This window comes from Clostridium brassicae, from assembly GCF_026738875.1.
Lineage (GTDB): Bacteria > Bacillota > Clostridia > Clostridiales > Clostridiaceae > Clostridium_H > Clostridium_H brassicae.
This window is the reverse complement of record NZ_JAPQFJ010000010.1, coordinates 120,348-135,919: the sequence shown is the minus strand read 5'-3', so window position 1 is coordinate 135,919 and position 15,572 is coordinate 120,348. Positions and strand designations below refer to the sequence as shown.

The following is a 15,572-nucleotide window of genomic DNA, read 5'->3' as shown; positions in this document are numbered from 1 at the left end:
TTTATTGTAAATTAAATATCACTTATTACATTTTTAACCCATTTATTTGATAAAAACCTCCTAAAAGCTGTAATAGCTTTAATTACCTCCTCTATAGTTACAAGTGCATATACAATATACACTGGGAATTTAAATAAAAATGCTCCTATAAACGATATTGGAACTCCTATACACCACATAGTTATCGCTTCTAATTTTAATGCATATTTTGTATCTCCCCCACCTCTTAATATTCCAACTATCATTGTTATATTAAATACTCTTACAATCATTATAAGTGACATAATATAAAGAATAATTAAACTATCATGATAAACTTCATTAGAAATATTAAAAATTTGTAGTATTTTCTTAGAATTTAAATACAGCATTAATGCTAAACCTAAAGCTATAACACAAGCAAGTTTTATTAATTTCTTGCCATATTGTTTTGCTTCTTCTTCACAATTAGCCCCTATTTTGTTTCCAATCATAACTACAGAAGCGTTTGCTATTCCAAAAATTATAACCATGAATAAATTCTGTACTGTATTACATATCTGAATAGACGCCATTGCTTTAGCCCCTATTCTTCCATATGCTACAGAATATATAACAAAGCCTAGCCCCCAACACGCTTCATTTAAAACTACTGAACTAACTGTTTTAAACACTTTAATTCCAAATTCTTTACCAAAATTCAACATTTCATTAAACTTTGCAGCTAGTACTCCTTTAGATAAATATATATATCCTATTAATACTATACATTCAAATATCCTAGCTATTACAGTAGCTAAAGCTGCTCCTTTAACCCCCATAGGTTTTGCTCCAAAATGTCCAAATATAAACATATAATTAAAAAACACATTACATAAAATAGCAAAACTACTTACTATCATAGGTAATATAGCATGTTCAATACATCTAGATGCAAAAGCAAAATTAAAGGTTATTGTAGTAAATATATAACTTAAACAAACTACCCTAATGTACTGTGTTCCCAATTCTATTACTTGTGGATTTGTATTAAATATACTTATAATTTGTTTTGGTAAAATAGCTGCTAATAGAGTAAATATAATAGCAACACTTCCTCCACATACTAAGCCTATTCCAAGCATTTTTCTTATATTTTTTACATCTTTTCTTCCCCAAAATTGGGATATAAAAATTCCACACCCACTAAAAATGCCCATAACAATCAAATTAAATAGAAAAAAATATTGATTTGCTATTCCTACAGAAGCAATTTCAATTTCTCCTAGCTTTCCAATCATCATAGTATCAATCATATTTAAGGAAGATACTATAAAATTTTGAATTATTATCGGAAATGCTACTTTTAATAATGTTCTGTAAAAACTTTGCTCCTTTAAATTACTAACAATTTTTCCTTCCATGTAACCCCTCCATCAAAAAATAAACCACTTTGAAGGTTTTTCAAAGTGGTTTGCTTCTTCACTTTAAGTTCATAGAACTTATATATTATATTTTAAAATTTTATAACCATATTATATCATATATGAAAATTTATATCATGTGTTTTATTATCATAATTTCATAATTCTTTCGAAAATAAGATTCATTTAATACTCTTAAAACATCCTATAAATTTTCTAAAGAAAGTCTTAATTTAATAAACGTCCAAGGTGCACCTACTGTCATCCATAATCCAACAACAGTATACCTAATAAAATCAAAAATTAAATACTGTGGTAATATAATCTTTAAAACAGATCTAATTATTAGAACCATTGTTATTCCTATTATAAGCTTTAATATGTTTTGAATTAAATTGCCTTTTTCATTAAACTTTATGTATTTACTTTCTATAAAATACCCAATACACAATCCAATAACGGTTCCTGACGCTTTATAATAGTCTTGTGATTTTAAAAAATATAATCCTATAATCATAGAAATTATAACAATTAAAATACCAGCTTTACTTCTTCTATATTCTAAATTATTGAGTATTTTATTAGCTATAAATACCCAAACCAAAGCAAAGACAACTCCCCCTATAATGTCTACAGGTCTATGAACTCCTAAATATATTCTAGAAAAACCTACTAGTACTATAATTATAGTTCCCAAAATATATGTCCATTTTTTCTTTATACTACTCATTATATAAGCCCAAAAGGTTGTTATTCCTTGGGTATGTCCGCTTGGAAATGAATACCCTGTTGCTGTTTCTATTCTAAGACTTCTTATTCCCTCTGTTCCAAAAACTCTAGGAACTTTTAAAGCTTCCTTAATCCCTCCATTAAATATCATACTAAAAATAAGTGTAAACCCTAGCCTATATCCAAATTTTTTATTAACACACCAAAATATAATCGCTATAACTAATATAAAAAAATATTCTTCTCCCATCATAGTAATAAACTCTGCTAATTTGTCTAGAATAGGATTAGAAAAACTTTGAAAATACCTTATGATTTGTATATTTATGTCACTAGTTAATAAGTCACTCAAAACTTATTCCTCCTAAGTATAAGATAATAAGTTATTTTATCATAAGTTAAGTAAATATTCTACCAAATACTACTTTAATTAGTAAATTACTAACTTTCATATGAAAAAATAAATTCCTATAATATTCTAGTATTTGTTGGATATACTAATAGATAAATATACTGTAAAATTGGTAGGTGAAATTATGAGGATTCCTAAACATATAGGTGTAATACCTGATGGTAATAGACGATGGTCTTTATTAAATGGAATGTCTAAAGAAAAAGGATATTCCTGGGGGCTTGCACCTGGTTTAATGCTATTTAAGTTATGCCAAAAAATAGGAGTGAAAGAATTAACTTTTTATGGATTTACAACTGATAATACTAAAAGGCCTAAAATCCAGAGAGAAGCATTTTCTAAAGCTTGTGTTGAGGCTGTAGAGATGTTAAGTCATGAAAATGCTGAATTATTAGTTGTGGGAAATTATGATTCTCCCATGTTTCCAAAAGAACTTTTAAATTATACGACTCGAAAAGCCTTTGGGAAAGGAGGAACAAAAGTAAATTTCTTAGTTAATTATGGTTGGGAATGGGATTTAGGGAATTTAATTGAAAATAAATCTACTAACCGAAAAACTATAAATAATTACATAAAAAGCAATGATATATCTAGAGTAGATCTTATTATAAGATGGGGAGGAAGAAGACGTTTAAGTGGATTTTTGCCAATACAATCTATATATTCAGATTTTTATGTTGTAGATAAATATTGGCCTGATTTTAATCAAGATCAATTTTATGAAGCATTAAAATGGTATGAGACTCAAGATATAACCCTTGGAGGCTAGAAATCACTTAATGACGCTCAATTATCTAAACTAAATAGAATTTTACTTTCCCATTATTAATGAAATCAGTAATTTAAAAATATATCCTTAAAAATACTAAGAAGTTTTAAAAGAGTGTAAAAAACACTCTTTTAAAACAAAAGCTATAATTAAAATTGTTTAAGAAATTATAATAAGTTAATAAATTCTTAAACAATTTTTAAAGAAAACTAACTTTAAAAGTTTAATTCTTAATATAAAATTATATCTTTATAATGAACTACTAAACATCATAATATCAACAAGCTATATTAAAGCTGAAATCAAAATCATTAAAGAACCTATTAATATAAATATATCTGCAAAATTAAACACAGGACATTTTTTAAAATTAATATATATATAATCAATTACCCCCTCATATAAAATCCTATCTACTAGATTTGAAAATCCCCCTCCTATCATAAAAGAGATTCCCATCTTCAAAAGAGATTGACCTTCATTTTGTATTAATAATATTAAATAAATAATCATAGCAAGAAGTAAAATTAAACTAACCTTAATTATCATCTTTACTTTTCCTGTTAATAAACTAAAAGCTACTCCTCTATTCTCAATCACAAACAACTGGATTTTTTGTTTCATGAAATATACCGTTTTATCATTTAATTTTTTTACCGCCATAGATTTACTAAATCTATCTAAAATTACTATAGTAATTGTAATTATAAAAAATAGCATATAATCCTCCTTTCTCTACCTTAGCTGCAAATATATTATTAATATTATAACAAAGACATTCTTCTTTAATTATGGTAAAATTTTATTTATGTATTACTTAAATTTAACCTTGGAGGAATTAACATGGAAATTATACAAGCTACTGAGAAAGATTTACAGAGTGTACTAGATTTAATGTCAAATGTAGTAGAAAATCTATCAAAAAAAGGTATATTCCAATGGGATAGTTCTTACCCAAATAGGGATATCTTTCTTAAAGATATAAAAAATCATTCCCTTTATGTAATTAAAGATAATAACTCTTATTTAGGAACCATAACTTTGAATGAAGAACAAGCTCCAGAATATTGTAATGTAGACTGGCTAACCTCAAATAAAAAAACTTTAGTTATACATAGACTTGCTGTATCTCCCAATTATCAAGGAAAAGGTATTGGAAGAAAATTAATAGATTTTGCTGAACAACTAGGACACAAAAAAAATTATGACTCTATAAGATTAGATGCCTTTAGCAAAAACCTTAATTCAGTAAATTTCTATGAAAAATGTGGCTATATAAAGACTGGAGAAGTATACTTTGGATACCAAACTTCCCCATTCCCATGTTTTGAAAAAATATTATATTAATTTATCAATAACTCCTAATATAATCAAATTTAAATCAGTAAATTGTTGAGTTCGTTATAATTGCAACTAATTTTAAATCATAAGAACTCAACAATTTTTTTAGAATACAACTCTCATAAATTATCTATTTATAGCCTTCATCCAACTAATAGCTAGATCAGGTCGATAAATAACTAATACTTTTACAAATTTATCTAATTCACCTGTTTTATCTACAACCTTTATTATGCCATAAGGTATTAATACTTCTTTAGTAAAACTTTTTCTTGGATCTATAACCTTAATAGATTCATCTTCTTGTACATATATATGTTCTCCTCTCATATCTAATCTTTTAAATCCTAATTTTTTAAATTCCTCAATTAAGTTTATTAAATTTAATGAAAGTTTTTTGGAAAGTCCATTTTTCTCAATATATTTCTTAACTTTTATTCCACCTACATATTCTCTTAAAATACACCTACCACTATACTTTATTACTTTAGGGAAAAACTCACTCTTTTCTACCGCCTTTAATATACGATATTCATTTTTACATTTCTTTTCATTATTAAATATTTTTAGAGCATATCCATCTGGAGTCAGATATACTTTTCCCTCACATCCTTGTCCTAAAAATTCACACTCATTTATATTTACACCTAAATATGTTTTTACTGTTGCCCCCTCCCTTAACTAATTATTCAATAAGTACCCATATTATATAATACTTATCATATATAAAAACTGTTACTCGTTAAAATTATAGTAAAAATAAATCATAACTTTTAAACATATATAGAAATTGGTATAGCCTCAACAGCTGGTCCCTCTATTTTTGTAGTAATTTCATTTGGCACTAAAATATTGTTTTCAGATAATATATCTAAGTATGGATACATATTATCTAAAAATTTATTGTAATAATCACTCATACAAGTTTTACATAATAAATCTATGTATTCATTTTCATTTACTGTATTAATAATTTTACATAATACTTTGCAATAACATCCTACATAATCATACATATAAGTACTTTTATTTAAAAAATTATTTAGATTTACATTCAAAACCATTTCAAAACCATAGCAGTCAATTATCATACTCACAGTACTATTTTTAGTTAAACAGTTATTTAAATTTTTTAACTGTGTTAATATTACAGAATAATTATTTAAGCCTTTTTCTTTTTTGTCCTTGAGTAGCGTATCCAAATCTTTACAGCCATAAGCTTCTAAAGTGTCTATCATACAGCTTATTTGAGATACTGTAGATATAGAAGATATACTTCCTTCAACTTCTGTATATTTATCATAAAAGATATTTCCAGTGGCAATATCTCTTTTTTGTATACTTACTAATGAATTTTCTCTAATCATAATATCCTTTAAATTGTTAAATAGCTGAAAATTAGTATATATTTTTTTTATACTTATTTCATTTCTAGTACTTCTTCTAGCATCCACACCTGTTACAAATTCATTATTATAACTTGTAGATATATCTTTTGCCAAACTTTTCTCCTTGTTATTATTAGCCTTCTTTTTGCCAGAGTTTTTTCCGTCTTTACACGAATTCTGTACCTTTAGATTATTTATATTATCTTCTATACATCTTATTGCTCTACTTTCTATATAGCCATCTATTGATATAGAATATATATCCAACATTAAGTCTTTGTTCATATAAATTGGTATATCTGCATTTACACTCATCAATATTCCTCCGAAATTTATACTTTATACATACTTATTCATAAATATTTATTTTAATATCTTAGTCTTTCTCTCTTTTTGATCCATATCCATTTACTGTGAACATTATCATTTTTAATGAGTATTTTCTTTTTTATGTTACAAAATTTTTAAACCAAATATATACTATCCTTTAATAAATTGTTGATTTTTCATAAAGGGATTCGGTTTTGAAGTATTAAAAGCTATTATGTATTGGTTAAGCACTCAAGATAGTGTAAAAATCATTAATGCAAATTATTTGATTAACAACAACCCTTCTGTTCGAATTTAAATTAAGTAAAAGAATAAGACTATAATGAAAATTTTATTTTTCATTATAGTCTTATTCTTGCACTAACCAAAAGAGCTAGTAAACACTCAAAGCTATAGCTCGATGGGATTAGCACTTATTCATTACATCGCAATATTATTCTTTATGCAAACAGTGCTCTATCACTTAAAAGGTCTTTATCTCTATTAGCTTCAAAGAATTGAAGAAGTTTATCCATTGTAAGAGATTTTTTTTCTTCCCCTCTTACATCTAAAATAACCTCTCCCTCATGTAGCATTATAAGTCTATTTCCCAATTTTATAGCATGATTTAAATTATGAGTTATCATAAGAGTTGTCATATTTTTTTCTTCAACAATTTCTTTTGTAATTTCAATTATTTTTTCTGAAGTTTTTGGATCTAATGCTGCCGTATGCTCATCTAATAATAAAAGTTTAGGTTCTGACATAGCCGTCATTATAAGAGTAAGTGCTTGCCTTTGCCCTCCAGATAATAGTCCTACCTTAGTATTAAGTTTGTCTTCAAGTCCCAAATCAAGCTTTGAAAGTAATTTTTTAAAATAAGGAATATTTTTTTTATCCACACCAAAACTTAGTCCAAATTTTTTCCCTTTATTATATGCCATAGACATATTCTCTAAAATAGTCATCGAGGGTGCTGTTCCCTTTGAAGGATCCTGAAACACTCTTCCTATAAATTTACTACATTTATACTCCGATAAATTTGATATTTTTTTCCCTTCTAAAGCTATATTTCCGTCATCTGGAGATATTGTTCCAGATATAACATTCAATAATGTAGATTTTCCAGCTCCATTACTTCCTATTATAGTTATAAAATCTCCTTTATTTACTTTTAAATTAAGCTCATTAAAAATTATATTTTCATTAACTGTGTTTTTATTGAACACTTTGTATAGATTCCTTATTTCTAACAACAATATCCCCTCCTTTAACCTCTTTTTTCCCGAAACTAAATCCAAAACTTGCATTATTAGCTCCTAATACTACAACTACTATAAGAGCAGTCATTAATTTCAAATCAGAAGGTGGAAGCCCAAATCTTAGTGCAGCCCCAATAGCCAACTTATATAAAATTGCTCCTGTTAATGCCATAGTAGTTGCCTTAACAAATGAGAACTTTTTAAAAACAGCTTCTCCAAGTATTACTGACGCAAGACCTATAACCACAGTTCCTGTTCCCATTGCTACTGCAGCATACCCCTGCTGTTGTGCCATTATAGATCCCCCTAAAGCAACTATACCATTAGAAATCATAAGACCCATTACCTTCACCGTACTCTTATCAACTGCTAAAGAAGTGACAAGTTGCTCATTATCTCCTACTGCCTTTAACATAAATCCCATTTTAGTTTTTAAAAATAAATCTAGGAACAATTTAATAACTAAAGCAAATATAGCAATTACAATAGTTGAATTTATAAACTTTGTTTCTGTAAAAATTGTATTGAATTTAAAGAAAGATACATTAGACTTTCCCATTACCCTTAAATTTACTGAGTACAGAGCTATCATTACTAATATTCCAGATAAAAGGTTCGTTATTTTTAGCTTAACATGAAGTAATCCAGTTATCATTCCACCTAACATTCCCGCTATTATTGACAAAAAACATGCTACAAAAGGATTTATACCTTTGGAAAGACACAAAGCAGTAACAGCTGCACCTAAAGGGAATGTTCCATCTACTGACAAATCAGGAAAATCTAATATTTTATAAGTGATATATACTCCTAATGAGACTATAGAAAAAATCAACCCTTGTTCTAGTACACTTAACAAAAAACCTGCCATTACTTTTCACCTCCAGAAATCATTTCTGCCTTTGAAGAAATTTCTTCTGGAATTTTTATATTTAACTTTTCTACGGAATCTTTATTTATAACTATTGTTGCTTCTTTTTGCATTTCTACTGGTATTTCTGATGGTTTTTTACCTTTTAAAATTTCTACCGCTTTAAGTCCTGTTTGGTAACCTAATTTTTCATAGTCAATTCCTTCTGTTGCTAATGCTCCACCCTTTACATGAGCACTTTCTGTCCCTATAACTGGTATCTTTTTTTCAAAACATTGCTTTGTAACAGTAGTTATTGCAGAAGCTACCATATTATCTTTTATTACAAGTAATACATCTATTTTACCTAAAATTGACTGTAAACTTTGAGGAATTTCATTTTCTGCAGTAATACCTTGTGCTATTATCTCTAGCCCAAATTTAGATGCACTATCCTTTGCTTCTTGTACTTGTACTTCTGAATTAACCTCACTAGTATTATAAAGTATTCCTATTTTTTTACTTGAAGGAATTATCTTTTTTATAAGTTTAAATTGAACATCTATAGGCGCTGCATCAGAAGTTCCTGTAACATTAGTTCCTGGATTATCTAAAGACTTAACTATTCCTGCTTTAACAGGATCAGTAACTGCTGTCATTACAATTGGAATATTTTTATTTAACTTTTGAGTAGAATTGTACGCCGCTTGTGCTGAAGGAGTTGCAATTGCAAAAATTAAATCTACATTGTCATTTACAAATTTATCTGCAATTGTTTGAGTTGTTGGATTATCTCCTTGGGCATTTTGGTAATCAATTTTTATATTTTGCCCATCAATATAATTATTATCTTTTAGTGCTTTTATAAAACCTTCCCTTGTAGCATCCAATGCAGGATGTTCTACAACTTGTGTTATACCTATTTTCTTAACATTTTCTCCGGCTTTAGATTCCTTTGAAGCCGAACAACCAGATAAAGTTCCTATTAGTAATACTCCTGCCATTAAAACTGAAAATTTTTTTCCTACCATACTACCATCCTCCTAAATTTAATAAATCTATCTTTATGGAATATATTTTAAATAAATTTTGATTTTAAAATCTTTATTTAAGTATTTCTTAAGCAACTCTTTACTCTATTGAAGTTGCTAATTTTTAAAATCTAATCAAAGAATTTAAATAAATTTTATTAAATCATCATTTATTTGTTAAACAAAAAACTCTCCTTAAGGAGAGTTTTATTATACATAAATACACTTATAAAACAATAAGATACCCAATCATATCTCATCGCTTATAAACTCTATATCTCCTACTATTCTACCATTCTACTATTTTCCTACCATACTTCAATAATACAAAAATAAATCTTCCATTCTACAAGTTTAACGATAAATTGTATATATTTTACTATGAAATCATATGTTTGTCAATAGGCTTTTGTAGTTTGCCATACTAAAAAATATGTTTATCTACTTTTTATAACTAAAGTTTTCTAAGCAGTGAATAATAAAAGCTATATAGTTTTAGGATTATGGATTTTTTCATTTACATAATAGCTCTTTGCCATCATATAAATACTTTTGTTTTATATAATCTATTATTTCTAGTTCACTTTCAACTTCACCTTTAACTGGATATGTTTTTTTAACTACTTCAATTTCATTTAATAGTTTGTCTGCTTTTATTGTATCCTTTTCTATTATCAAAGCATAAGCATACATCAAGCGTTTTCTTGTTATATAACAATCAGTTAATTTTATATACTTTTTTAATTCTTTAGTATATAACTGATCAATTATTTCTTTTCTACACTCCCCTATAATTTCGTAAAAAATAAGTTCACAATTGATTTCATTTTTAAATAACTTGATTAAATTAGGAGCATCATTTAATAAATTTTCATAACATTCCTTTGCTTTATCAAATTCTTTTCTGTCATGATAATAACTGGCCTCTAAGCATTTCACACTACTAATTAATGAATTATTTAAGTCAGCCTCACTAGGAAGCTTATACCAGCTAATAGGCATATCCTTCATTCGTACTCCCTGATGAAGAAGCCCATTCACTCTAAGTTGTATGTAGAATGAATATCTTGAAAGTGAATCATTTTTCATAGAAAACATATTGTATCCATCATTAGCAATCCCTCCTACTTTCATAGGAATACCATTCATAATTAAATCATAGATACCACTAATACTAGTTAAAATTAAAAATGATTCTACTAATTTGGGCATAGGAAATAGCATATACAAAATCATGCATAAACATGATACTAAAAAATTCATTAATATTCCGCCTAAATTATAAAGAATATAGGGACAATCATCTCCATTTCCTTTTGGAGGCATCATAAGACACTGTCCGCCTGTTCCCATAACTTTGAATTTTTTTAATACTATTTTATTGTTTTCTTTTATAAATGTTAGAGTTCCAACTCTGAAAGATACAAATTCATATCCAGACCAGATTCCACAAATTAAATGTCCCACTTCATGCAGAATTAATTGTAGTGTAAATGCTAGTCCAAAAAGAATAAAACATGCTATAATCATAAAAATGTCTCCTTCAGATAACATTCCTATGATTACACCGATTATAGAACCCATTCCTGTAAACAATATAATGGTAATTAATTTTTTTAATAAATTTTTAACTCTGTTGTTTTGTGACTCATTATTCATAAATATCCCCAATACACTAAAATTTTTCAAGCAAAAACTATACTAATAATTTTAATTTACTAAAAATAATACTAAATACCCTACACTTAACTATTATACTTAATATAAATCATAAGTACTATACACAAAATACCAATCACAAAAAATATCCCTGATTTTTTCAAACTTGGTGTAAAAAGTTCTATAGGATTATCTTTATAGTAAGCAATTTTTATTTGATCACCTATAGAAGCATTCATGGGAACTTGAATTCTGTTTGAGGATACGTACTCTTTTCCCTCTACTCTAAAACTTACGCTAGCCCATCTAGAGTTATTTCTTTTCATTGTTTCTGGTGCAAGAGTATTTGTATGAATTATTGTTGCTATTGTGTAGCTTATTTTATCTTTATTCCTCATAAAGCTAACACACTGATATATAGAATACACTATACAAGATGCTGCTGCAACTCCAAAAATTAAAATAGCTTGTGCATTTTGTTCCATCTAATCACCATCCTAATACTCTTTGTTCTCAATAATCTTATTTGATGCCATAGTACCAAGGCTGATGGATGCACATATTATCAATAACGATAAACCCGCAACCATCCAGATGGAACTATTTTGAATATTAGCTATTAATGACATACCATTTCCTAAATGTTTTACAATTAATGGTATGACAAATGGAGATATGAACATTATGCCTGTACTAATTATTTGTAATTTAACATATCCAAACTTAAATGTCATAGGAATATAAATTCCAAAAAATATTTCTATTAATACAGAAATCAGCAATACATTTTTTATATCTACTTTTCCTATATGTGTCATTGATACCTTCGATAATATTAAAAATAAAATTGTAGTTACTATAAAGGAAAAAGTAACAACAACATATTTTGCTATAATAACTTTTTTAATTGACATAGGTGTTATTCTAAGATAAATTTCACCTTTTTGCTTCATTTCCTCCATAGATACTGAATGATACACCATAAATGTCATCATCAGTACTAATATACCATAAAGAATATTTCCATTGTTCTGAAATACAGGGGTTCTGTATGAAATAAATATAGGAGCCACCACAATAAATATAATAATAGTTAATAAATACTTCTTTATTAGTAAAAAGTCTTTCTTAAATAGACTGTAAATTACCTTCACATTATCACTCTCCTACCACTGTTAAAAATATATCTTCTAAATTTGCTTTTTCCATAATAATATTAGAATTTAGTGATTGCATTGCCTCAAACTCTCTTGTAATACCTATAAAACTATACCTTGATTGATCAAGTATTTTAAAAGGAACTTCCTTTATTTTTTCTAAATCATCTAGTGAACCTTTTATTAAACGATAGGATTCTATTAAATCATCTTTTCCTGCTTGTTCTACAATTTTTCCCTTATCAATAATTATGATTTCATCAGCACATCGCTCCAAATCGCTAGTAATATGCGTTGAAAAAAATGCACTTTTTCCTTCTTCTTGGACAAATTCATTTAATATATCCATCAATTCTTTTCGTATTTCTGGGTCAAGTCCAGAAGTTGGCTCATCCATAATAAGAAAATCAGCACCATGAGATAAAGCCAATGCCAAAGAATATTTAAGCTTCATTCCTTTTGACAAAGTTCCTATTGATTGCTTTGGATTTAATTGAAATTTTTTTAAGTATTCTCCATAAGCTTCTTCATCCCAAGAAGTATAGCAAGCAGCAATTACATTTTTCATTTCATTTAGAGTTAGATTTTCATAGAAAAATCCATCATCTAAAACAACACCTATTTTATTTTTTATCAAAGAATCATCATCTTGATATTTGTTTGAAAAGAATGTAATTTCCCCACTATCATTTTTTAATAACCCCAATAAAATCTTTATCAATGTAGTTTTACCTGCACCATTTTTTCCAAGAAATCCTGTGATACAGTTTTCTTCAATATGAAAAGATACATTATTTAGGCTAAAATTTTTAAATTTTTTTGAAACTCCGCAAACATTTAATACATCTCTCACAACTTATACCTCCTCATAAATAATATCCATCATATCCATAAGCTCTTTTTTACTTATACCCATAGTCTTTGCTGTGGAAACCATCTCAAACATTTTATCCTCTACCATTAATCTTTTTGTATCTTTGATTAAATCTATATTCCCAGCTAATACAAAAGTTCCTTTACCTGCCTGACTTTTTACAAATCCCTCTTTTTCCAATTCATCATACACTCTACGAATAGTTAATATACTAACCCTTAGATCCGTAGAAAAATTACGAATAGATGGTAATAGCTCTCCATTTTTTAGTTCACCTTTTAATATTGATGACTTTATTTGCTCTTTAATTTGCTGATACAAAGGTTTTTCTGAAGTATTTGAAAGAACAATATTCAACTTATCCCTCCTAGCTGTGTATGTTGTTACATCACATTATACACATCAATCACATTTTTGTCAAAAAATCTAATAATATCTAAAGCAACTAATTTTACATAAAATAAATAACCACCAACTTAGCTAGTGATTTTATTTGTTTTATTTATATGCAAATAAATAGAGCTACTAAGTTAGTAACTCTAAATTTATACATATATTTATACTTTACTTCTCTCTTTGGTTTTAGAATTGAACTTTAACTTTGACTTTGTGTGTTTGCCACTCATCGTCTATAATTTATGTAGAAAAATAATTTTTTTTATTAATAATTTTTCTTATTAATAATTTAATTATTTAGTAACTAAATTTCTGAATATTTTAACATCTTTACTATATATATTTTCACTAAAAGATTTGCTTATTTTTTCACTGACTGTTCTATAAAAAATTGAGGGAGCATTATTAACTACATAATAATTAACATTATCTTTTACATATATAGGCTTGTCTATACAGGTGTTAACACTACCTTCTATTGCTCTTCCTGCATTAGCTGCTGCATCTATTACTAAACAATGTTTCTTTAATTTTTTTTGTTGTTCTAAAGTGATTATATGGAGATTATCTTTATTAAAATCTAGCTCTATACCATTTATTATTATATCAAATTCATCTAAACAATCTTGGAATTCATTTAGAGTTTTCCTGTAAAACATTCTTATATTATCAGTAAATTTAGCTATAGCATTAAAAGCTCCTTGTGATACATTACCTGACCCTAGAATAGCTACCCTTGTATTGTTATCTGGTATTAACCCGAAATTTATAATAGCATGAATTACCGCAGAATAGCCTGCAATATAGCTGTTATCTCTTATAAAATTTGGTTTTATCCAATTTATAGGTTTTTCAATATCTTTATAAAATACTGATGGATGTATATTATCTAAATCAACTATGATTAAACTTTTAGGCTTACCCTGCTGATCCATAAAATCTTTACCAGAGCCAAAAGGATGAGTCCATCCTATTATCATTTGATTTTCTCTTATATATTTATAATCTTCTTCCTTTATAACCTTAAGAGAAAATACAGCATCACATTCTAAAAATATCTCTTTTCTTTTTAAAATAGTACATCCTACTTTCTCATACTCTTCATTACTTATATCCAAATTCATACCAAAATTATCTTCTATAAATATTTCATTTTCAAAATTCTTTATGTGCTTAGGAAGCAATGCCACCCTTCTCTCATTTGAAAAACTAGGAATAATAAAACCTAACTTCATATACCCTCCTCCTTCTTAAAGTTTTATAAATTACTCTATTTTCTAATTTAATAAAATTATAACATTAATCGCTTAAATATTCAGATAATTTTCAAAAAAAGCTAATAATTATCAATTTTAATAATTATTAGCTCAAACTATTATATCTTTTCCACATAGTTAATATAAAAATCTTTATTTTTAACTAGTAAATAACTTTTTTTACATTTACATCTCACATTGTTTATATATCTTAGTATAAAATTGTAGGAATTTTGAGATTTTTAATATCGAATAAGGTTTGTTACATCCCTCTCTAAAAACTTTTTCATTTCAGATTAAGTAAAAACTCAATCTGAAATGAAAACCCTATTTATCTATTGGTATAGAACGATGTCCAAGTCCTATTACTACTTCATTTAAATGAAGTAAACCAATACTTGCAAAAATACATACACTTATATGTTCATCACATCTAGCAATACCTATTTTGCCTCCTAAGTTTAAACCATTGGCTTTAGCTGAAACTTGAAGTATGGCTTCTCTTGCAGCTCCAACTACAGCTCCATCATGAATGTGGCAGTCTTTTATAATCCCCATTCTTTTAGATGCTACCAAAGCTCTTTCCATAATTTTAGAAATAGAATTATTTAAATTTCCTCCTATATCTACTGCAGCTGTTAAAATGTTTTTTTCCTTAAAAAGCTCTTGAAGCATTTTTTCTTCTGTTCTGTCTGATGTGGCCATTTTTATGGAAGCTTTAGCGACTTCAACACTATTTACTTTCATTTTCTCACCC

At 27.2% G+C, this 15,572-nt stretch carries 17 protein-coding genes; 2 read left to right on the top strand and 15 right to left on the bottom strand.

Annotated elements, in window-relative coordinates; translation table 11 throughout:
- Positions 1–11: 11 nt before the first annotated feature.
- Together OW729_RS11050 and OW729_RS11045 are read right to left on the bottom strand one after the other, a co-directional pair.
- Positions 12–1,382 (bottom strand): MATE family efflux transporter, encoded by a 1,371-nt coding sequence (locus tag OW729_RS11050; protein WP_268061568.1) that lies wholly within the window; start codon positions 1,380–1,382, stop codon positions 12–14.
- A gap of 205 nt (positions 1,383–1,587) precedes the next feature.
- Entirely contained in the window at positions 1,588–2,463 is an 876-nt protein-coding gene (locus OW729_RS11045) for a phosphatase PAP2 family protein (RefSeq protein WP_268061567.1), read from the bottom strand.
- Positions 2,464–2,647: 184 nt separating this feature from the next.
- On the opposite strand from OW729_RS11045, the gene OW729_RS11040 reads away from it, so the two are divergent.
- Positions 2,648–3,292, top strand: coding sequence for an undecaprenyl diphosphate synthase family protein (locus OW729_RS11040; RefSeq protein ID WP_268061566.1), 645 nt, complete (start codon positions 2,648–2,650; stop codon positions 3,290–3,292).
- Positions 3,293–3,577: 285 nt separating this feature from the next.
- Here OW729_RS11040 and lspA read toward each other — a convergent pair whose 3' ends face one another.
- Complete coding sequence (lspA, locus tag OW729_RS11035; RefSeq protein ID WP_268061564.1) at positions 3,578–4,012, bottom strand: signal peptidase II; 435 nt, start codon at positions 4,010–4,012, stop codon at positions 3,578–3,580.
- A 123-nt stretch (positions 4,013–4,135) separates the two neighbouring features.
- On the opposite strand from lspA, the gene OW729_RS11030 reads away from it, so the two are divergent.
- Positions 4,136–4,639: a GNAT family N-acetyltransferase gene (locus OW729_RS11030; protein WP_268061563.1), complete on the top strand. Its 504-nt coding sequence runs from the start codon at positions 4,136–4,138 to the stop codon at positions 4,637–4,639.
- Between the two features lie 120 nt (positions 4,640–4,759).
- Here OW729_RS11030 and OW729_RS11025 read toward each other — a convergent pair whose 3' ends face one another.
- The 12 genes from OW729_RS11025 to OW729_RS10970 form a co-directional block, all read right to left on the bottom strand.
- Complete coding sequence (locus tag OW729_RS11025; protein ID WP_268061561.1) at positions 4,760–4,963, bottom strand: hypothetical protein; 204 nt, start codon at positions 4,961–4,963, stop codon at positions 4,760–4,762.
- 443 nt (positions 4,964–5,406) lie between these two features.
- The gene (locus tag OW729_RS11020) at positions 5,407–6,336 is read right to left on the bottom strand and encodes a DUF6414 family protein (protein ID WP_268061560.1); all 930 of its coding nucleotides are present in this window, start codon (positions 6,334–6,336) and stop codon (positions 5,407–5,409) included.
- A gap of 455 nt (positions 6,337–6,791) precedes the next feature.
- Positions 6,792–7,586, bottom strand: a complete 795-nt coding sequence (locus OW729_RS11015) for an ABC transporter ATP-binding protein (RefSeq protein WP_268061559.1) — start codon at positions 7,584–7,586, stop codon at positions 6,792–6,794.
- The gene (locus OW729_RS11010; RefSeq protein ID WP_268061558.1) at positions 7,549–8,463 is read right to left on the bottom strand and encodes an ABC transporter permease; all 915 of its coding nucleotides are present in this window, start codon (positions 8,461–8,463) and stop codon (positions 7,549–7,551) included. The genes OW729_RS11015 and OW729_RS11010 overlap by 38 nt, the downstream gene beginning before the upstream one ends.
- Positions 8,463–9,473, bottom strand: a complete 1,011-nt coding sequence (locus tag OW729_RS11005) for an ABC transporter substrate-binding protein (protein WP_268061557.1) — start codon at positions 9,471–9,473, stop codon at positions 8,463–8,465. The genes OW729_RS11010 and OW729_RS11005 overlap by 1 nt, the downstream gene beginning before the upstream one ends.
- 513 nt (positions 9,474–9,986) lie before the next feature.
- The gene (locus OW729_RS11000) at positions 9,987–11,132 is read right to left on the bottom strand and encodes a site-2 protease family protein (RefSeq protein WP_268061556.1); all 1,146 of its coding nucleotides are present in this window, start codon (positions 11,130–11,132) and stop codon (positions 9,987–9,989) included.
- A gap of 86 nt (positions 11,133–11,218) precedes the next feature.
- Positions 11,219–11,617, bottom strand: a complete 399-nt coding sequence (locus tag OW729_RS10995) for a DUF3592 domain-containing protein (RefSeq protein WP_268061555.1) — start codon at positions 11,615–11,617, stop codon at positions 11,219–11,221.
- Between the two features lie 12 nt (positions 11,618–11,629).
- On the bottom strand, positions 11,630–12,286 hold the full coding sequence (locus OW729_RS10990) for an ABC-2 transporter permease (RefSeq protein ID WP_268061554.1): 657 nt from the start codon (positions 12,284–12,286) through the stop codon (positions 11,630–11,632).
- A gap of 4 nt (positions 12,287–12,290) precedes the next feature.
- A complete protein-coding gene (locus OW729_RS10985) occupies positions 12,291–13,142 on the bottom strand; it encodes an ABC transporter ATP-binding protein (RefSeq protein WP_268061553.1) in 852 nt (283 codons plus the stop codon).
- 3 nt (positions 13,143–13,145) lie between these two features.
- Complete coding sequence (locus tag OW729_RS10980) at positions 13,146–13,520, bottom strand: GntR family transcriptional regulator (protein WP_268061552.1); 375 nt, start codon at positions 13,518–13,520, stop codon at positions 13,146–13,148.
- Between the two features lie 332 nt (positions 13,521–13,852).
- Complete coding sequence (locus tag OW729_RS10975) at positions 13,853–14,794, bottom strand: Rossmann-fold NAD(P)-binding domain-containing protein (protein WP_268061551.1); 942 nt, start codon at positions 14,792–14,794, stop codon at positions 13,853–13,855.
- 348 nt (positions 14,795–15,142) lie between these two features.
- The gene (locus tag OW729_RS10970) at positions 15,143–15,562 is read right to left on the bottom strand and encodes a HutP family protein (protein ID WP_268061550.1); all 420 of its coding nucleotides are present in this window, start codon (positions 15,560–15,562) and stop codon (positions 15,143–15,145) included.
- Positions 15,563–15,572: the final 10 nt, after the last annotated feature.